Here is an 18579-nt window from a genome sequence, read left to right as displayed (position 1 = left end):
GCCCCCACCCGCGACAGCCGCCGCCACAGCTGGCAGGTGCTGGGGATGGACTGCCCCAGCTGCGCCCGCAAGATAGAGACCGCCGTCAGCCGGGTCGAGGGGGTCACCCAGGCTCGCGTGCTGTTCGCCACCGAGAAGCTGGTGGTGGATCTGGCCCCCGGCCTCTCCCCCGATCCCGTCACCGCCGCCGTGCTGGCCGCCGGTTTCCAGCTCAAGGGAAACACCCAGGCGATAAAAGCCGATGACAAGCAGCGCAGCCCCTGGCTGGCGACGCTGGGCAACTTGTTCAGCAAATATGGGCAACCCCTGTCGCTGGCGGCCCTGATGGGGATCGCCGCCCTGTTGCCGGACACCCTCGGCAAGCCGCTGTTTGTCCTGGCGACCCTCTGGGGGCTCTGGCCCGTCGCCCGCAAGGCCTGGGCACTGACCCAAAGCGGCTCCCCCTTCGCCATCGAAACCCTGATGACGGTCGCAGCCGTGGGGGCACTGTTCCTCGGCGAGACCGCCGAGGCGGCCATGGTGCTGCTGCTCTTCATGCTGGGGGAGCATCTGGAATCCTACGCCGCCGGCCGCGCCCGCGCCGGGGTCTCCGCCCTGATGGCGCTGGTGCCGGACAAGGCGCTGCGCCTCCGCAAGACCCCCGAAGGGGAGCTGCGGGAAGAGGTGGCGGCCGAGCAGCTGCGTCCCGGCGACCTTGTCGAGATCGCCCCGGGCGCCCGACTGCCCGCCGATGCCGTGCTGCTCGACCCGCTCGGGGCCTTCGACGAGAGCGCCCTGACCGGCGAATCCATCCCGGTGGAGCGCCGCCGGGGTGACAGGGTACCTGCCGGCAGTCTGGCGGCGGACCGGGTGCTGCGCCTGGAGGTGGTCTCCGAGCCCGGCCACAACGCCATCGACCGCATCCTGCACCTGATCGAGGAGGCCGAGAGCCAGCGCGCGCCCATCGAGCGCTTCATCGACCGTTTCAGCCGCTGGTACACCCCGGCCATGATGCTGATCGCACTGCTGGTGATGCTGGTGCCACCGCTCGCCTTCGGCCAGGCGTGGGATCCGTGGATCTACCGCGCCCTGGCGCTGCTGCTGATCGGCTGCCCCTGCGCCCTGGTCATCTCCACCCCGGCGGCGGTGACGTCCGCTCTGGCGGCGGCGACGCGGCAGGGAGCCCTGATCAAGGGAGGTGCGGCGCTGGAGCGGCTGGCCCACGTCGATACCGTCGCCTTCGACAAGACCGGCACCCTGACCCTGGGCAAGCCGCAGCTGACCGAGCTGGTCAGCCTGGATGGCAGCCCCGAGTCCGAGTGGCTGGCGCTGGCCGCCGCCATCGAGCAGGGCTCCCATCACCCGCTGGCCCGCGCCGTGGTCACCGCCGCCAACGAGCAGGGATTGACCCTGGCCAAGGCGATGGACCTGCGCGCCCTGCCTGGCATGGGGGTTGAGGGTCGCATCGACGGCACCCTCTGGCAGCTGCTGGCGCCGAGCCGGGTCGCCGCCCTGGATGCGGCGGTGCAGGCCAGGATTGCCACCCTGGAGCAGCAGGGCAAGACGGTGGTGGTGCTCGCTCAGCCCGACACCGCCCCGGCGGCCCTGCTGGCCCTGCGGGACCAGATCCGGCCCGAGGCCGCGGCGGCCTTGCAGGAGCTCAAGGTGCTGGGATTGCAGAGCCTTATGCTGACCGGGGACAACCCGCGCACCGCCGAGGCCATCGCCACCGAACTCGGCATGAGCTGGCGCGCCGGCCTGTTGCCCCAGGGCAAGGTGGAGGAGATAGCCAGACTCGCCGAGACCCAGAGGGTGGCCATGATAGGGGATGGCATCAACGACGCCCCGGCCATGAAGCGGGCCAGCATAGGCATCGCCATGGGGGGCGGCACCGACGTGGCGCTGGAGACCGCGGACGCGGCCCTGACCCACAACCAGCTCGGTGGCCTGGCCGCCATGATCAGGCTCTCGCGCGCGGCGCTCGCCAACATCCACCAGAACATAGCGCTGGCGCTGGGGCTCAAGGCCGTCTTCCTGGTCACCAGCCTGCTCGGCATCACGGGTCTGTGGATAGCGGTGCTGGCGGATACCGGCGCCACCGCCCTGGTCACCGCCAACGCCCTGCGCCTGCTGCGCAAGCGCTAAGCCGGCCCTTAACGGCACAGCCAACAGCCGCCCCCAGTGGGGCGGCTTTTTTTATTGCCTCGCCCACGACGACAAAGAAAAAGCGCGCCTGCCGGTCGGCAGTCGCGCTTTGCTTACTCTCTCGGTGTTATCCCGCCCTTGGCGAGGCGGAATTCAACCCGGGGCTGCCGAGCCAGCCCCGGGCTCAATGGGAAGGCTTACTTGGCGCTGCACTCCTGGATCACGGCGGTGCCCGGCTTAGCCGCAGCCGGATCCACCTTCACCAGCACGCTCCACAGACCCTGCGGCAGGGTGATCTTGTTGTTGGCGCTGGCTGGCTGGGAGAAGGCAAACGGATAGCCTGTCTCGGCCTGAACTTCACCACCGCCATTGATCAGGTACTCCTTGCTCCAGTCCTCGTTGGCCACCTTGAACTCTGTGGTGCCGGTGTAGTTGAACGCGACCTGATAGATGGCGAGATCGCCCTCCATCCCCTTGTAGCTCAACTGGTACTGAGGCTGGGGATTCCAGCCAGACAGCTCACCCTTGACGAACAGGTTGTAGCCGAGCGGGTTGCCCGCCACCGTATCCAGCACCTTGCAGCCCTGCACCGGCTCGGTGTAGCTGACGCTCAAGGTCGGCTTGTCCTTGTTCATGGCGGTAAAGACGAACTTGTAGGTGCCCGCCTTGTCCACATTGAACGGCAGATCCCCGCCGTTGGCGCAGAGCGCGCTGACCTGGCCGGTTGCCAGCTGGTCGGTATCGCTGCACTTGCCGTAGTTGACGGGGCCGCCCCAGTCGCTGCCGGCGATCTTCACCTGGGTCGTCCCCAGCTGATCCGTCGTCACTTCGGTGGTGAACTCATAGGTGTAGTTGCCACTGAAGCTCATCTTGTTGACCGGATCCCAGGCCCCCAAGAAGCCACGGACAAACACCTCGGTATCACCGAAGGGTGGCAAGGTGCTCAGATCCGTCTTCTTGCTCACCGGCAGACCCGCGCCTTGGGCGCCGTTCTGCGGCTTGACGAAGACGGCGGCGGACCAGGCCCCCAGGGTCAGCTCACCGTTCCCCACGGCGGCGCCGCTGGCGATGCTGTCGACGTCGCGATGGGCACCGCTCAGCACCAGACCGGAGAGGTCGATGGGCTGATCGTCGCCGTCACGGAAGTCGCCGATGCTCTGGCTCTGGCTGGTGGCGTTGATCATCACCACCAGGCCGTCGATGGCCGGATCCAGATCCGCGCCGGCCTTGCTGCCATCGTCCACCGTCATCACGATGAGACCCGGAGTCTGATCCGGCCCGGTGTTGCGGAAGTCAACCCGCTTGATCACCTCGGCACCACTGCCCAGACGCAGCAGGCGGGAGGATTGACGCAGCTCGGACAGCTCCTGGTAGAAGCTCACCATCTGCGCCATCTCGGCCGAACCCGGCTTGGCGTGCTGGCCGAGCACCTGCTCGATCAACTCGTAGTTGGCCTCGTCCTTGTCCTTGCGCGGCAGGCCCTTGTCGAAGTTGTTGTCGCCCAGGGTATAGTCGACCCGGTTGTACCAGTCGCCGGAGTCATAGCTGTCCCGCTCCATGGACTTGGAGCGCAGCAGTTCCACCCCTGCGTGGGTGAAGGGAATGCCCTGACCCAGCATGGCGGTAGCGAGCGACACCCCCTGCATCCGCACCAGATCGGCCCCCGCCGGCGCCTTGTAGACCAGGTTGTCGAACAGGGTCTGGTTGTCGTGCTTGTCGACATAGTTCTGGATTTCGGTCGGATCCTGGGCATAGCCCGCGGGCTGACCGTTGTAGTCGATGTCGGACCCCTTCTTCGGTACGCCGTCCTTGTCGGTCAGCACGAACTCCTTGAGGTTGCCCGCCATGCCGAGGCGCACCAGGTCTGCAAGGTGTTTCGCGCTATCCTCGTCAACTTTGCTTGCCTCGTTCTGGTCAACGAAGGCGCCGTTGCCAAAGCCCTGGGTTTCACGGATGGCATCACCGCCGTCGAACGGGCTGCCGCCGCGCACCGCATCCCGCAACCGGTCGGAGAAGGAGCCGATGCCGGTACCGGCCAGGTGTTTCTGGGTCGCCTGCACGAAGCGCTTGTCATCCTGCACTTCGCCGAAGTTCCACCCCTCGCCGTAGAAGTACATGTCCGGGTTGACCTTCTTCACCTCGGCCAGGGCCTGCACCATCTGATCCTTCGGGTGGTGACCCATCAGGTCGAAGCGGAAGGCGTCGATCTTGTAGTCCCGCGCCCAGGTGACCAGGGAGTCATCCATCAGCTTGGCGAACATGGCGTGTTCAGGTGCCGTGTTGGAGCAGCAGGTGGAGTTTTCCACCGAGCCGGTCTCCGGGTTCAGGCGCTGGTAGTACCAGGGCACTATCTTGTCGAGCACGGACTTCGGCCCCAGGCCGGCCTCGTTGGTGTGGTTGTAGACCACGTCCATCACCACGTTCATGCCGATGTTCTGCTTGATGGCCATGACCATCTCGCGGAACTCCTTGATCCGGGTCGTCCCCTCCGCATCGGTGGCGTAGGAGCCTTCCGGCGTGGTGTAGTGGTAGGGGTCATAACCCCAGTTGAAGGAGTCCACGCCGCGCAGATAGCCGTACAGCTCCTGTACGACCGGGTTCTCCTTGCTGTCGCTGGCTTGCAGATCTGCCAGCACGGCCTCGATGGTCTGGCCGCCGCCACAGTGGCTCGCAAACTTGGAGTTCTTGACCTCGGCATTGACCTCGCACAGCTTGCTGAAGTCGTCGCCGATGTTGGCCACCTTGGCCGGATCCTCGTTGACGGTGGCGATGTCGAACACCGGCAGCAGGTGCAGGTGGCTGACGCCGCTCTTGGCCAGGGATTGCAGGTGCTTGACCGGCACGCTGTCGGGCTGGGTCAGGCCGAGGAACTTGCCGCGCTTCTCTGCATCGGTCGAGGCGTCGTTGCCGGTCAGATCCCGGACATGGGCCTCATAAATGGTGATGTCGGCGGGGTTCTGCTGGCTGTGGGGCGCCTTCAGGCTGTCCCAGCCGTCCGGCTTGAGGGCCGGATCGTCGAGATCCACCACCTGGCTGAACTCGGAGTTCATGGCCAGGCTCAGGGAGTAGGGGTCGGTCACCTGATAGGATTCCAGCTTGCGGCTGACCGGGTGATAGACCTGGATGTCGTAGCGATAGTATTTGCCCACCAGATCGCTGCCCCCCTGTACGCTCCAGCTGCCGCTGGCCTCGTCCAGGGTCATGGCACGCTCGCCGATGGCGTTGTGCTGCTCGTCGAACAGCGCCAGCTTGACCGACTTGGCGGTCGGCGCCCAGAGCCGGAAGGTGACATTGCCCCCCTCGACCACGGCACCGTAGGCCAGCTTGGTGGCCGCTTCGCTGTAGAGGGCATCAAGGGCGCCGGCGCTCTGCACCAGGGTGGCGCCCTGCAAGATGCCGTCGGCATCGGTGCCGATGGCCACCAGCTCACCCTTGAGCAGGGGCTTGAGATCCTGCCCCGCCGGCAGGGCGAAGGCGGCGGCATCCTTGAGATGCGGGTACTTGGCCTGCTGCTCGGCCGTCAGGCTGGTCGGGGTCAGCTTGAGGTAGGGGAAGTCAAACACCCCCTCGGCGTTGGCGGTGATGGTGCCGGACTCGGTGTAGTAGAGGCGGACGTGGGGCTTGTCCTTGCCCCCTTGCCAGATCAGGGTGTTGCCGTCGATCAGGTGGGCGCTGGCCCCCGCCACGCCGAAGGCGGCGGTGAAGGCGTCGGCCCGGCTGCCGAAGATCTCGTTCTTGCCGGCGACTATGGCCACGGTGCGATCCGGGTGATCGCTGAAGACCACCTTCATGTCGGCGCCGGTCAGGTTCGCCAGATCTCCGTTGCGGGCGATGAAGTTGATGCAGCCTTCCATCTTGCTGAGGGGCACCACCCAGCTCGGGCCGAAGCTGTCCGCCGCGGACGGCGTCTTGCTCTTGTCGTCCCAGCTCGCGTTCAGGCCGCCGTCGGCGGTGGAGTTGCAGGCGTCGTTGTTCCACAGGTGCAGGCTGTGACCCGCGAAGGGGCCATCGACGCCACGGGCCGCGCTGCTCTGGGTGTCGACCAGGGCGATGACCGCCTCATTGGGACCGGCAACCAGCTGTTCGGCCGGGGGTTGCACATTGGGAAGGCGAGCGACGGGCTCATCCTGGGGGGTCGGGGTGGAGGGTGAAGAACTGTTGTCGTTACAGCCTGACAAAAGCGCGAGCAGTGAGGCTGTTACCAGCGCCACCTTGGTCTTTTTCATATCCATTTTTTTATAATTCCCGCTGTAGTTGGTCTCGATACTCGAGGTGCCCGGTCGTGGCCGAGCGGTGTCATATTAATCAGCGGAGATTGTCGTAAATGTGAGCGGATGGGCAAAAAAAACCAACCCGTTTCAACAAGATAACGTTTTCATAACGAAAATTGGATCGGGCTCACAGACCGGCAGGCACTTTCGGCCCATACCAGCAGAGAGATGGGGAATACGGGCGAAATCAATGCCTAATCAAGTGGATAGAGGGAGCCATGAGAGATGAAACGGATTGAGGAGCAGGCGAGGCGGCTGGATCAGGAGTATCAGGGGATTGCCCAGCTGTTCGATCAATTCTGCCAGCAGGCCGGTGCGCTCGCCGAGCGCTACCACTTCTTCAACTGGCCGGACTACGAGGAGAGTCCGCCCCTCTCCCGCTCCTTCACCCTGCTGGGAGAGCCGCGGGAGCTGCGCCTGCGCTGCCAGCCCGGCGAACGGGGTGCCCTGAACGGCCTCATCCAGGTGTGCGGCGAGGAGGGCAAGGTCCACGCCAGCCTGGGTTTTCGCGCCGACGGCCACCTGCTGCTGGAGCCAGGCCAACTGCTCGATGACCCCCCGGGATTGCTGCTCAGGCTGATGCTGGGCTCCCTCTGGCAGGATCTGGGGGGCAGCGAGGGACAGCGCTGAGCCCGGCGGGACCTCAGCCTCCGGCCACCTCTATGGTCAGGTGCACCAGCTCCTCGTGGATGGCGAGCCGCTCGCGGATCGCCTGTGCCGGCAAGGGGGTCGTCATCTGCAACGACATCGCGGCGGCATACTGCGCCTGCCCCACCCGCCAGACGTGCAGATCGCGGATCTCGGCGCCCGGCAGCTCGGCTATCACCTCGCGGATCTCCGCCACCAGGGGGGCGTCCATCTCCGCATCCAGCAACACGCGCCCCGTGTCCCGCAGCAGCCCCCGGGCCCAGATCGCCACCAGCACGGCCCCCACTATGCCCATCAGGGGATCCAGCCAGTCGGCCCCCCACAGCATGCCCCCCACCAGCGCCACTATGGCCAGCACCGAGGTGGCCGCGTCCGCCAGCACGTGGAGGTAGGCGGCGCGCAGGTTCAGATCCTGATGACCGTGATGATGGTCATGGCCGTGGTGATGATCATCATGGTGGTCGTGATGATGACCGTGGTGATGGCCGTGATCGTCCTTGAGCAGCCAGGCGCACGCCAGGTTGACCAGCAGGCCCAGCAGGGCGATGCCGATCGCCTGCTGGTAGTGGATGGGGCTGGGATTCAGCAGCCTGGCCACCGACTCGAACAGCATCACTCCCACCACCCCCACCAGCAGCAGGGCGCTGCTGAAGCCCCCCAGCACCTCGATCTTCCAGGTGCCGAAGCTGAACCTGTGATCCCGGGCGAAGTGGCGGGCGGCGCGATAGGCCAGCACGGAGAGCCCGAGGGCCAGGGCATGGGAGCTCATGTGCCAGCCGTCTGCCAGCAGCGCCATGGAGTTGTAGAACCAGCCGCCGCCGATTTCCGCCACCATCATGATGACGGTGAGCAGCACGGCCCAGCGTGTCTTCTGCTCCGCAAGGGGGTTGCCCTGGTGCACGACGGGTTGGTGGCAGTGACATGAGGTGAGGGATGACATGGATTTCTCCTGAAGACGAGGATGCAATATACTATACCCCAGTATAGTTTTATTGCGCGAGAGGATCCTGCATGTCACACACCATTCACGGCAAGAAGAAGCTGCTGGCGCGGGTGCGCCGCATCAAGGGCCAGACCGGCGCCCTGGAGAGCGCCCTGGAGCAGGGGAGCGACTGTGCCGCCATCCTGCAGCAGATCGCCGCCATCCGCGGCGCCATCAACGGCCTGATGCTGGAGGTGCTGGAGGGACACATGCGCGAGCATCTGGGTGCCGAGGAGGCGACCCCGGCCGAGCGGCTGGAGGATCTGGACCAGGTGGTGCGGGTGCTGCGTTCCTATCTGAAATGAGGGCGCCCGGCCAGGCCGGGCGCCCCTGTCAGTCAAAGTCGGCGTAGGGGGTCAGGGGCCTCGGCGGCATGTCGAGATCCCCCTGCCAGGGCTTGAAGGTGTAGCGCAGGAAGAGAGTGGCATGGCTGGGGGCATAGTCATCCGCCTGCTGGATGTCCACCCGCCCGCCGATGCGCCAGTGCTCGGTCAGCCGGTGCTCCACCACGGCGTTCAGGGTATAGCCGAAGCCGCTGCTGCTGCCCCCCTGCACGGGGGCGTTGCTGTCCGGCAAGCCGGTGGGCAGCAGGCCCTCCAGCGGGTAGCGACGGCTGTCGTCGGTGCGGGAGTGGGACCAGGAACCGGAACCGCCCAGCTCCCAGGACCAGTCCGGCGTGCGCTGCCGGTAGCTGACCGGCACCGACAGCGAGAAGTACCCTTGCGGGCTGTAGTAGCCCCCCTGCCCCAGGGTGTAGCCGCCCAGATCCTGCTGGTAATGCCACAGCATGGTGCTGAGCCCCACGCTGGCGCGGCGGTGCGTCTCGTTGACGAACTTGTAGTAACCCCCCCCCATGAGCCGGGTGCGCCAGTTGTCCGGCACGTTCTTGCCGGTCAGCAGGTGCTGCTGGGCGCTGCCCCAGAAGCCGACGGCGCCCCCCAGATCATGGCTGAGATCGAGGCGCACCCCGTTCGCTCGCACCCCGCCCCAGCTGATGCCCGTCCCCGGATCCACCGTCCCCGCGTAGGAGAGCAGTGAACTGCTGACGGGCCGCCGGGAGAGGGTGAGCCCCCACCCCAGTTCGCGCCACTCACCGGTCACGGTGGCACCACCGACCCAGTCCACCACCTCGAAGCCGAGCGGCGTGGTACCGAGATCGAAGGCCCAGTTCTCCCGCTGCCAGCCCGCCGCCAGGGTGGTGCCCCGACTCTGCTGGTGCTCCTGCCCCCGGCAGTCGCGGGCGGCGCAGGTACCGAACTGCACCCGGTAAGGGGAGTCCGGCAGTTGCCCCGCATCCATGTCGACCAGCTCCAGCCGGCCGAAGGCGGTGCCACCGGCCAGGGGGGTATCCAGCTGCGCCATCTGGGTCAGGGCCCGTAGATCCGAGTAGCCCCCGGTACCGCTGGATCCCCAGTAATCGCTGTCGAGGGAGAGGGTGGTCTGGCTCTGCCGGTAATGCCTGTCGAGATCGCTGCGCAGGCCGGACGCCAGCCACCCCTCCCCGTCCTGGCTGCGGGCCAGCCGGGTCAGTTCCCCCTCGTCCAGCACTTCGCGGGGGGCGAGGCCTGCGGCCACCAGCCCCTTGCGATCCCGCACCAGGGCTCCCTCGGTGTCGTGGGCCGCGAAGCGCTGGCGGGCCGCATCGCGCCAGAACAGGGCCGTCTGCTGGGAGGCCGGTTGCTCCGACACCAGGGGCTCGTAGCCGGCGAAGATGGCCCCGGCCGTTTCGCCTTCTCCCAGCGCCTGATAGAGGTTCGCCACCCGGCGGTAGTAGTTGAACGCCTCCGGGGGCAGCGGGCTGACCGGCCAGGCCGGCAGCCAGCGCCGGGCCTCAGCCCCGTCCCCCCTGGCCCGGGCCAGTTCGGCCATGCCGAGCCTGGCCTCGGGCTGCTGCGGCGTGCGGGCCAGCACCTGGCGGTAATGGTGCTCGGCCAGGGCAAGCTCCCCCCGCTCGGAGGCCCAGTCCGCCAGCATCAGGGTCACCTCCTCATCGGGTTGCAGCGGCTGGAGCAGCCGCTCGGCCCCGGCATCATCTCCCCGGGCATGGCTCGCCCTGGCCTTGGCCAGCACCTCGCCGCGGGCAAGGCGCCGATCCAGCGCATCCATGTCCTGTGTCCAGCCGGACCTGGGGATGGCGGCCAGCACCCCTCTCGCCTCCACCGTCTTGTCCTGCCCCGAGAGATAGAGGGCGGTGGCGTAGCGCAGGGCGGCGTCCTGGGGCCGCGCCGCCAGCCGTTCCCGCAAGAGCCGCTCCCCGCTCCCGGCCTCCCCGAGGCGGGCCCGGGTATCGGCCACCCGGTAGGCCAGCCAGGGCTCGTCCGGGGTGAGGGTGAGCGCCTGCTCACGCCGGGTGAGCGCCTGCGCGAGCTGGCCGTCCCGATCGAGCCGGTCGGCCTCCTCCTGCAACAGCCCGGCCTTGAGCCGCTTGCCCTCGGCCTGCATGGCCGGAGTGCCGTGCTGCGCCAGCAGAGCCAGGGCCCGCGCCGGATCCTGCTCCTTGTAGAGGTCGAACAGGCGGGCCAGTGCCCGCTCCCGTGCGCCCCCCATGGCGAGCGCCCTGCGGTAGGCGGACTCCGCGTCGGCGTCGCGATGACGGCCACGCTCGCTGTCCCCCAGGCCCAGCCAGGCCTCGGGCTCACGACCATCCTGGGCGATGGCACGGCGATACAGGGTCGCCGCCTCCCCCCACTGCTCCCGTTCGAGGGCGCTGCGCCCCTGGCTCACCAGCAGCCAGTAGCGGTTGGTGGCCAGCAGGCTGCGCCATTTGTCCTTGTCGGTCGCCTCGGGGTGTGCCAGCACCCGCTCGAACTGGGCGATGGCGAGCGCCCGCTGATCGTTGCGGGAGTAGGCCTGCCCCAGGGCCCCCATCAGCTCGGGATCCCCGGGATTGGCGGCCAGGGCCTGCCGCAGTTCGGCGATGGAGGCGGTGCCGCCGGCGGTGCGCGCCAGCGCCGACTGGCGCGAGCGGTAGGCGGGCGAGGCCCACTGCGCCTCCTGGGTCTCGAGCATCGCCTCGGCTTTGGTGGTATCCGCCCCCTCACCGAACAGCACTATGTACTCCTGCAGCGCCGCCATGCTCCCGGGCCCGACCGGCATGGTCTCGACATGGGCGAACCAGATCTCGGCGGCCTCGTCCCGCTGGTACGGATCCCGCGCCATCTGGCGCAGCAGATCCAGGGCCTCCTCCTGGCGTCCGCCCGCCAGGTAGTGGCGAGCCAGCCCGCCCCGCACCCTGGGCTCGCCCGGATATTGCCGGTTCAGCGCCTCCAGGGCCGCCAGCCCCTTCGCCTTCATGGCGGGGATGTGCGTCTGCAACAGGGCGTACTCCACCGCCACCTCGAGATTGGGGGGCAGATCCCCCGAGAACAGGGTGCGATAGAGGCGCTCCGCCTCCTCGAGGCGACCGGCGTTGGTCAGCAGCCTCGCCTGTTGCAGCTGCTGGCGCCGGGCCGGCTCGCTCAGGGCGAGATTCGCCATGCCCTGGCGATAGAGGGGGGAGTCTGGATCCAGCTTGCCGAGCCGGGCGAGCAGCGCCTCGGCCTCCCTGGTCTTGCCCTGGCGCAGGGCCTGGCGCGCCTGGGCCGCCAGCAGTTCGGGGTGATCCGGCTCCACCAGGGAGAGGGAGTAGAGGCTGTTGCTGACGAGATCTTCCCGCCCGCGGGCCTCCCCTATCCTGACCTGTTCCAGCAGCCAGGGCACAGGCCGTACCGTCTCCTGCGCCAGGGCGCCGCTCACCAGACAGGCGAGCAGGCCCCCCAGGATCACTCTGCCCGGCATGACGCGCTCCAGTCCGGTTGCAGGGTGCCGTCGGCGGCGAAGCGGTAGCGCCCCTGATCCCAGCCGGCCCCGAACAGGCTCAGTACGCTGCCGTAATAGGCGTCGGCATCCAGGCCATGGGCCGACACCTGGCCGCGCAGGGTGGCCTCCATGGGTCCGCCCCGGGAGAGGGGCAGCAGGGCGGCGGCAAAGCCGGCCGGCCCCTTGCCCCTGGTCTGGGCGCTGCGGGTGTCGACCCGCTCGGGAACAGCGCCCTGTGCGGCCGTGCTCGCCAGCATGGGGGCGAAGTGCGCCACCAGGGGCGCCCTGGCGGGATCCTCCTCGCTCAACGTGCCGAGCCAGAGGTAGACGCGGATGGCGTCATAGCTGCCGAGATCGCCCTTGTCCGCCGTCACCTGCCACCCCTTGTCCGTCTGCCAGTCCACCCAGTCGGGGGCAAAGCCCAGGGGCGCGCTCTCCTGCAGCAGCCTGGGCAACAGGGCCCTCATCTCTCCCCAGGGTCCCTTGAAGGGGGCGAAGCGGGCCAGCAGTTGCGGGGGCAGGTAGCTCGGGTTCAGGGTCCAGCGCCCCTCCCCCTCATAGCCTTTCGCACCGGGCAGCAGCACCGGCCCCAGCCCCGGCAGGCTGGCCACCTCTTCCCGGGCGATGCGGCGCAGCAGCAGGGTACCGATGGCCGAGTAGCTGTGGTTGTCCCACAGGCGCCCCGCCTCCAGCAGGCTGTAGGCTATCCAGAGATCCGAGTCGGAGGCGCTGTTCTCGTCCTGCACGCCCCAGCTGCCGTCCTCCCGCCGTCCCCAGAGCCAGGACGGCAGGAAGCCGGTCAGATCGCCCTGGGCGAGCTCCCGCTCGGTCCAGTCGAGCAGGCGGGCGAAGGTCTCCCTGTCGTCGTTGACCAGGGCGAAGAAGAGGCCGTAGCTCTGCCCTTCCGAGGTGGTGATCCGGCGACCGTCGGCAGGATCGATGACCCTACCCTCCTCGCTGATGTAGTGCTGGCGAAAATGGTCCCACTCCGGCCAGTGACAGGCGGCCAGGGCCGGCAGGGAACAGAGGACCCAGAGGATCAGGGCTCCACAGGCATTCTTCATCTGAGTCATCTCTTAGTCTTCCTTCAGACGGCGGCGACTGGCACTGGCGAGCAGCACCCGCAGGCCCCAGCCCAGCACCAGCATGCAGACCAGGGTCAACCCGGCGAGGCGCAGCGGATAGCGGGCGAACAGCTGCCAGAGGCGCTCCCACCACGGCAGATAGCCCAGTTCGTAACGCTCGCCCACCTCCAGGCTCTTCACCCCGGACTCCCGGATGAGGGTCACCGAGCCCGCCACCTGGTTGCGCTGCGCTGGGGTTTGCAGGGTGTCGTTGAGCAGCCTGACCCCCGCGGGCCCGTCCGCCAGCAGGGCCACCAGGCTGCGCTGATCATGGGTCGGGGACTGCAGCCCCAGGATGACGGCGATGGCGTCGTTGCCCGTCATGCCCACCCTGGCCTGGGGCTGGCGATCGGCCATGTTGTGGAGCAGATCCCCCCTGTGCTGGCGCGTCGGCTCATTGACCCAGCTGCGCGTGGCCTGCAGCAGGGCGTCCGGCTCCGGATCCCGCCTGAACTCCTCCGGCAGGGTGCCGATGAGCAGGGTATCGAGATCCGCCGTGCGCGCCTGCTCCCAGTCATTGAGGACACGCAGGGAGAGGGCCGGATACCCGGTCTCGGCCCCGATGGCGCCCAGGGTGTCGAGCAAGGTGGTGATCTGCTCCGGGTGGGGCCTGACCGGCATGACCACCTGGCTGTCGGCGAGATCCGCCATCCGGCTGAACGGGAAGCCCCCGTAGGAGAAGGCCCTGAGGTTCGGCATCTCGATGAAATGGCGATAGCCGGTGAAGTCGATGGTGGAGGCATCGTCGATGCGCACCTGGTGGGCCGGCGGCATCACCAGATCGCAGCGGCCATCCTCCGTCCCTCCCATGTATTGCTGGGCATACTCGAACGAGAAGCTCAGGTTGTTGGCCTGGGTGGTCTTGAGCCCGGGCATCCGCAGCGCCGTGGCATCGCCGTCGTCGGCAAACCAGAGCGGCAGGGTGAGCAACCGCTCCCCCTTGACCTCACCGGGTTCGAGCGGGAACGACTTCATGAACTGGCCGTTGACCGCCACGTCCAGCCGGGAGCCATCCCTCAGGGTCGGCGCGCTGTGGTGATACTTGAGCTCGGTCCTGATGCCGCTCTCCCCCAGCAGATAGAGATCCGGCGGCAGGCGCAGCGTCAGGCTCATGGGCCAGAGGCGGCGCCCCGTGGCCTGCAGCTGGCCCGGGTACTCCGTCAGCTCGTCGAAGCGCATCTTGCGATCGAGGCGCACCCAGTTGGGAGCGTCGTAAGGCTGGCGCGGCGCCAGCGGCTTCACCTCGTCCACCCGCACGCTCTGGCCCCGCAGCAGCACCTCTCCCCGGGCCAGCCCGCTGACCGCGGTCAGCAGATCCTGCTGATCCCGCCCCAGGATCAGCAGCAGCTTCACATAGGGATTGTCGGGGGAGCTGATCATGTCGATGGTCGGCCCCTTCACCTCGGGATAGTCGGCCAGGAAATCGGGGCGAGCGTCGTTGGTGGCGAAGATCACCCCGTTGCGATCGGGCAAGCGGTTGATGAGCACCGGGAAGTGCTGCCCCCGCCACTGCGCCCGTGTGCCGAACCAGGAGGCCAGCACCGCCGCCGCCTGCTGCTGTTCGAGGGGCACGGCACCGCTGAACACCATGGGCAGGATCAGCTTGCCATTGTCCCGCATGTCGAGGAACGGCATGGGGAAGAAGGAGAGCTCGTTGCGCACCGGCAGGGTCTGCAGCTGCAGGCTCAGCTTGCTGTCCCGGTTGACGTTGAGCCACAGGGTATCGCTCGCCGGGTTCTCGCACACCTTCTGGTAGTGGCCGACGAAGCTCACCTTGATCCGGTTGAAGTCCTTGGCGTAGCGCGGATCCAGCTCGATGCGGGCATGGGTACGCTCCCCCATCTGCTCCTTGGTGAGGGCGGTGACCCCCATCAGCTCGTCATTGAGGTAGACCTTGACCTGGGAGATGAGCGGCAGCAGGGAGGGGGACGGCGTGAAGTCGAGGTCCAGCGTGGCCCGGGTGACCACCTCGTCGCGCCGCACGGTGAAGTCCGCCTGCCCGTCCGGGGCATTGCCGCGCAGGGACAGGGTGCCCGGCGCCGACGCCATCTGCTCGAAACTCAGCGCCAGGCTGCGCACCGGCGCGGGGACTTGCGGCCGGGGGCCCGAGACTTCGTCGGCCGTCGCCCCCTGCGCCATCAGCAGGAGAGGGATAAGGTAGCGTAGTGGTTTCATCATCCTTTCACTGTCTGTGTGGTCGGAGCCCCTGACCGGAAATCCGGCGAGACGCGACGAGGAACGAAGGAGAGCAGCCAGCGAGCCAGCTTCTCGAGGAGGATACAAACAAAGCCGATAGGCGAGGTTCGGGCCAGCCGCCAGTAGGCGCCCCACCCCAGCAGCGTGATGTCGAGCAGGCTGTGGAGCGGGCGATCCTTGCCCAGACGCTGCTGCCACAGGGACCAGGTGTCGGCCCGGGCGAAGGTGCACTGGATGAAGGCGACGTGCTGCGCCTGCGCCATGGGTTCCAGCTCCAGCCCCAGCTTGCGGCCGAACACCCGCTGCACCTTGGCGGCGAACGCCTGCTCCCGCTGGTCATGGCGCAGCAGCAGCCAGACCCGCTCCTTGTCGGCCAGGGGCAGAGGCGTCTCGAGCAGGATGCCGACCCCGCCGTTGGAGTAGTCCTTGACGGTGCAGGGGTAGAGGTGGCCGTTGGCCAGCTTGATGGCCGCCGGCATCACCATCTCCACCCTGGGGTTGGCGCGCACCTGGCGCGACTCGAACGCCACCGCCAGGGCCCCGCCCAGTATGGTCATGTTGTAGAGGGCCCAGAGCATGCTGAGGATCAGGGTCGGCACCTCGTCCGCCGGACCGGTGGCGATGCGCCAGATGCCGAACCCCAGCCCGCACAGGTTGAGCAGGATCAGCAGCAGATAGGGCCGGGAGACCGCCAGATCCAGGAACACCTCCTCCGTCATGCCCCCCTTGGCGGTGACGTTGAACTTGCCCTTGTGGGGGGCAAACAGCGCCACCGTGGTCGGCCTAGCTATGTACCAGGCCAGCACCGTCTCGTAGACCTCCCCCCAGAAGGAGTGGCGCACCTTGCCCTGCAGCCGGGAGTTGGTCAGGGCGCTGTGGACGATGTGCGGCAGCATGTAGAGGGCGATGGCCGCCGCCGGCGCATAGATGATGTAGGCGTGCAGGATCAGGAAGGCGAGCGGCGCCGTCAGGAAGATGAGGCGCGGTATGCCCGAGAGGAAGTGCAGCATGGCGTTGAAGTAGCAGAGCCGCTGCCCCAGGTTCAGCCCCTTGCCGAACAGGGGGTTGTCCAGGCGCAGGATCTGCACCATGCCGCGCGCCCAGCGGATGCGCTGGCCGATGTGGGCCGAGAGGCTCTCGGTGGCGAGCCCCGCCGCCAGCGGGATCCGGATATAGGCGGAGGTGTAGCCCAGGCGGTGCAGCCGCAACGAGGTGTGGGCATCCTCGGTGACCGTCTCCACCGCGATGCCGCCGATCTCGTCCAGGGCCGAGCGCTTGATGACGGCGCAGGAGCCGCAGAAGAAGCTGGCGTCCCACATGTCGTTGCCATCCTGCACCAGGCCGTAGAAGAGGGCCCCCTCGTTCGGCATCTTGCGAAACTGCTGCAGGTTGTGCTCGAACGGATCGGCCGAAAAGAAGTGGTGGGGGGTCTGCACCACCCCCAGCCTGGGATCCCGGTAGAACCAGCCCACCGTCATCTGCAGGAAGGAGCGGGTCGGCAGGTGGTCGCAGTCGAAGATGGCGACCAGATCCCCGGTGGCCATCTTGAGGGCGTGATTGATGTTGCCCGCCTTGGCGTGCTCGTGGGTCGGCCGCGCCACATAGCGGATCCCAGCCTCTTCGGCGAAGTCACGAAACGACTCCCGACCCCCGTCGTCGAGCAGCCAGATGGTGAGCCTGTCGGCGGGCCAGTCGAGCCCCATGGCGGCGTAGACAGTGCCCTTGACGATGGCGAGATCCTCGTTGTAGGTGGGGATCATCAGATCCACCCTGGGCCACTGGGCCGGGTCCGCCGGCAGCGGCGCCGGCGGACGGTGCAGGGGCCAGGCCGTCTGCCAGTAGCCGAGCAGCAGCACTACCCAGGCATAGGTCTCGGCGGCCAGCAGCAGCAGGCCGCAGGCCAGGCTGACGGGGTCGAACCAGTCCAGGGTGGAGGTGTAGCGCCACCAGATGTAGCGGCAGGAGACGGTGAGGGAGAGCACCATCATCATCAGCATGGGGTAGCGGCCCGGCACGGCGCGCAGGATGAAGGCCATCCCCATCAGCATGATGACGAACACCAGCTGGGCCTCCAGGGTGAATGGCTGGGTGATGCAGAGCAGGGAGAGGGCGCCGGCCACCGCGCAGAGCAGCACGCTCTTCCAGCGCGCCTCCCTGGGGGTTGCCCTGGCCGCCGCCAGCCCCTTCTCCTCCTGGCGGATCAGGAAGGCGCCGAGGGCCTGGGTGCCCCGGTGCCAGGCCCGTTGCCAGGAGGCGGGCCAGCGCAGGGGGATGGGCACGGGACGGCGCACTATCATCCAGAGGCTCTGCAACAGGATGCGCAGCGGGTCCCCGGCCCTGGGATGTGTCAGCTGGGGATAGAGATCCCGGGCATGGCCCAGCACCCACTGCCAGCCGTGGCGCTCCAGAGGGAAGAGGGCCCAGGCCAGCAGCCAGCCCAGGGTCAGCCCGGCGGCCCCCCAGCGGGAGGCGCCCCGGGCGCGCAGCCCGCGATAGCGCTGGGAGCACCAGAGGCCCGCCGTCGGCGCCAGCAGCCGGATCAGCATGGGCCGGCGTCCCCGGTGCCCAGGCACCAGCTCGCCAGGGCCGCCAGCTCGTGGGCGATCAGGCTGGCGGGGGCATGGCGGCCGACCGGCTGCTTGGCGGCCATGGCCTCGGCCATCGCCTCGTCCCGGTGCAGGCGAAGGGTGAGCAGGGGCAATCCGCCCGCCTGCCAGAGATCCAGCAGATCCTGCTGCAGGGCGCGGTGGCTGGTGAACTGGGTCACCAGCAGGCGCTCGTCGGCCGCCCAGCGGTGCCGGTGAAGCCGCACATGGCAGTTGGCGTCGGCGTTGACCACCAGCAGCCGCCGGCAAGGCAGCTCGGGCACCGGCCCCATGGGCAGATCCAGCAGCACCAGGTCATAACCCGGGATGGCCTCCAGCCAGGGGCCTGCGAAGGCCCCCGTCACGCCGCCATGGGGCAGCAGATCCAGTCCCTCCTCGTAGCGATGGAGGGCTCCTGACCACTCCAGCGCCGGGCTGGTCAGCCGGCTCCAGCCTCCGGGGTGGTCATGGGGCAGGCCCAGGTGGATGCCGAGCAGGTTGTCCTCGCAGAGATCCACCGCCAGCACCCTGGCCCCCTGCTCCCGGGCCGCCAGCGCCAGACCGGCGACGATGGAGGTGGTCCCCACGCCACCGCGGATCCCCTGCAGCGCGACAAGATTCATGCAGACCTCCCCTTCTCCGATCCTGCCGGTCCCCTCGGCTCCAGCTCAGCCAGCAGCGGGAAGCGCTCGCGCAGGGCCTTCAGCCGCTCCCGGAACGCGATGTCCTGGTAGGCGAGGCTGACGCCGAAGGCCTGCTGGACCATGACCACGTCGTTCACCACTCGCCCCTCCACCGGCACACCGAAGGGGGCCGGCGCCCCTTGCCGCCACGCGCGCTGCATCGTCGCC

11 protein-coding genes are annotated in these 18579 nt (G+C 68.0%); 3 read left to right on the top strand and 8 right to left on the bottom strand.

What is annotated here, in order from left to right:
- A partial coding sequence (locus BN1132_RS15340) for a zinc/cadmium/mercury/lead-transporting ATPase (protein WP_042078634.1) occupies nt 1-2124 on the top strand: 2124 nt, incomplete at its 5' end.
- Between the two features lie 197 nt (nt 2125-2321).
- Here the strand turns inward: BN1132_RS15340 and pulA are convergent.
- Nucleotides 2322-6356, bottom strand: a complete 4035-nt coding sequence (pulA, locus tag BN1132_RS15335) for a pullulanase-type alpha-1,6-glucosidase (RefSeq protein WP_042078633.1) — start codon at nt 6354-6356, stop codon at nt 2322-2324.
- 264 nt (nt 6357-6620) lie between these two features.
- Here pulA and BN1132_RS15330 point away from each other — a divergent pair, with 264 nt between their 5' ends.
- The gene (locus BN1132_RS15330; RefSeq protein WP_042078632.1) at nt 6621-7025 is read left to right on the top strand and encodes a hypothetical protein; all 405 of its coding nucleotides are present in this window, start codon (nt 6621-6623) and stop codon (nt 7023-7025) included.
- Nucleotides 7026-7038: 13 nt separating this feature from the next.
- Here the strand turns inward: BN1132_RS15330 and dmeF are convergent, their stop codons facing one another.
- A complete protein-coding gene (dmeF, locus tag BN1132_RS15325) occupies nt 7039-7983 on the bottom strand; it encodes a CDF family Co(II)/Ni(II) efflux transporter DmeF (protein ID WP_042078631.1) in 945 nt (314 codons plus the stop codon).
- Nucleotides 7984-8054: 71 nt separating this feature from the next.
- Between dmeF and BN1132_RS15320 the strand changes: the two genes are divergently transcribed.
- The gene (locus BN1132_RS15320; protein WP_042078630.1) at nt 8055-8330 is read left to right on the top strand and encodes a metal/formaldehyde-sensitive transcriptional repressor; all 276 of its coding nucleotides are present in this window, start codon (nt 8055-8057) and stop codon (nt 8328-8330) included.
- Nucleotides 8331-8358: 28 nt separating this feature from the next.
- Here BN1132_RS15320 and bcsC read toward each other — a convergent pair whose 3' ends face one another.
- From bcsC to bcsR, 6 genes are read right to left on the bottom strand one after another with little or no spacing between them, the layout of a single operon-like run.
- Nucleotides 8359-11802, bottom strand: coding sequence for a cellulose synthase complex outer membrane protein BcsC (gene bcsC, locus BN1132_RS15315; protein WP_042078629.1), 3444 nt, complete (start codon nt 11800-11802; stop codon nt 8359-8361).
- Complete coding sequence (gene bcsZ / locus BN1132_RS15310; RefSeq protein WP_244462952.1) at nt 11787-12896, bottom strand: cellulose synthase complex periplasmic endoglucanase BcsZ; 1110 nt, start codon at nt 12894-12896, stop codon at nt 11787-11789. Before bcsZ ends, bcsC begins: the two co-directional genes overlap by 16 nt.
- A gap of 3 nt (nt 12897-12899) precedes the next feature.
- On the bottom strand, nt 12900-15125 hold the full coding sequence (gene bcsB / locus BN1132_RS15305; RefSeq protein WP_042078628.1) for a cellulose biosynthesis cyclic di-GMP-binding regulatory protein BcsB: 2226 nt from the start codon (nt 15123-15125) through the stop codon (nt 12900-12902).
- Nucleotides 15122-17689 (bottom strand): UDP-forming cellulose synthase catalytic subunit, encoded by a 2568-nt coding sequence (gene bcsA / locus BN1132_RS15300; protein ID WP_042078627.1) that lies wholly within the window; start codon nt 17687-17689, stop codon nt 15122-15124. The genes bcsB and bcsA overlap by 4 nt, the downstream gene beginning before the upstream one ends.
- Entirely contained in the window at nt 17683-18351 is a 669-nt protein-coding gene (bcsQ, locus tag BN1132_RS15295) for a cellulose biosynthesis protein BcsQ (protein ID WP_042078626.1), read from the bottom strand. Before bcsQ ends, bcsA begins: the two co-directional genes overlap by 7 nt.
- Nucleotides 18348-18572, bottom strand: coding sequence for a cellulose biosynthesis protein BcsR (gene bcsR, locus BN1132_RS15290; protein WP_042078624.1), 225 nt, complete (start codon nt 18570-18572; stop codon nt 18348-18350). The genes bcsQ and bcsR overlap by 4 nt, the downstream gene beginning before the upstream one ends.
- Between the last annotated feature and the right edge of the window lie 7 nt (nt 18573-18579).

It is taken from the genome of Aeromonas sanarellii (genome assembly GCF_000820085.1).
Classification (GTDB): Bacteria; Pseudomonadota; Gammaproteobacteria; order Enterobacterales; family Aeromonadaceae; genus Aeromonas; species Aeromonas sanarellii.
The sequence above is the reverse complement of the archived record's forward strand: the minus strand, read 5'-3'. Positions and strand labels throughout refer to the sequence as shown.

Bases quoted from the DNA above. Each gene is read 5' to 3' on its own strand.
- BN1132_RS15330 (WP_042078632.1), top strand. From the start codon at position 6,621: ATGAAACGGATTGAGGAGCAGGCGAGGCGGCTGGATCAGGAGTATCAG.
- pulA (WP_042078633.1), bottom strand. From the start codon at position 6,356: ATGGATATGAAAAAGACCAAGGTGGCGCTGGTAACAGCCTCACTGCTC.
- bcsZ (WP_244462952.1), bottom strand. From the start codon at position 12,896: ATGACTCAGATGAAGAATGCCTGTGGAGCCCTGATCCTCTGGGTCCTC.
- bcsR (WP_042078624.1), bottom strand. From the start codon at position 18,572: ATGCAGCGCGCGTGGCGGCAAGGGGCGCCGGCCCCCTTCGGTGTGCCG.
- BN1132_RS15320 (WP_042078630.1), top strand. From the start codon at position 8,055: ATGTCACACACCATTCACGGCAAGAAGAAGCTGCTGGCGCGGGTGCGC.
- bcsQ (WP_042078626.1), bottom strand. From the start codon at position 18,351: ATGAATCTTGTCGCGCTGCAGGGGATCCGCGGTGGCGTGGGGACCACC.
- dmeF (WP_042078631.1), bottom strand. From the start codon at position 7,983: ATGTCATCCCTCACCTCATGTCACTGCCACCAACCCGTCGTGCACCAG.
- bcsC (WP_042078629.1), bottom strand. From the start codon at position 11,802: ATGCCGGGCAGAGTGATCCTGGGGGGCCTGCTCGCCTGTCTGGTGAGC.
- bcsB (WP_042078628.1), bottom strand. From the start codon at position 15,125: ATGATGAAACCACTACGCTACCTTATCCCTCTCCTGCTGATGGCGCAG.
- bcsA (WP_042078627.1), bottom strand. From the start codon at position 17,689: ATGCTGATCCGGCTGCTGGCGCCGACGGCGGGCCTCTGGTGCTCCCAG.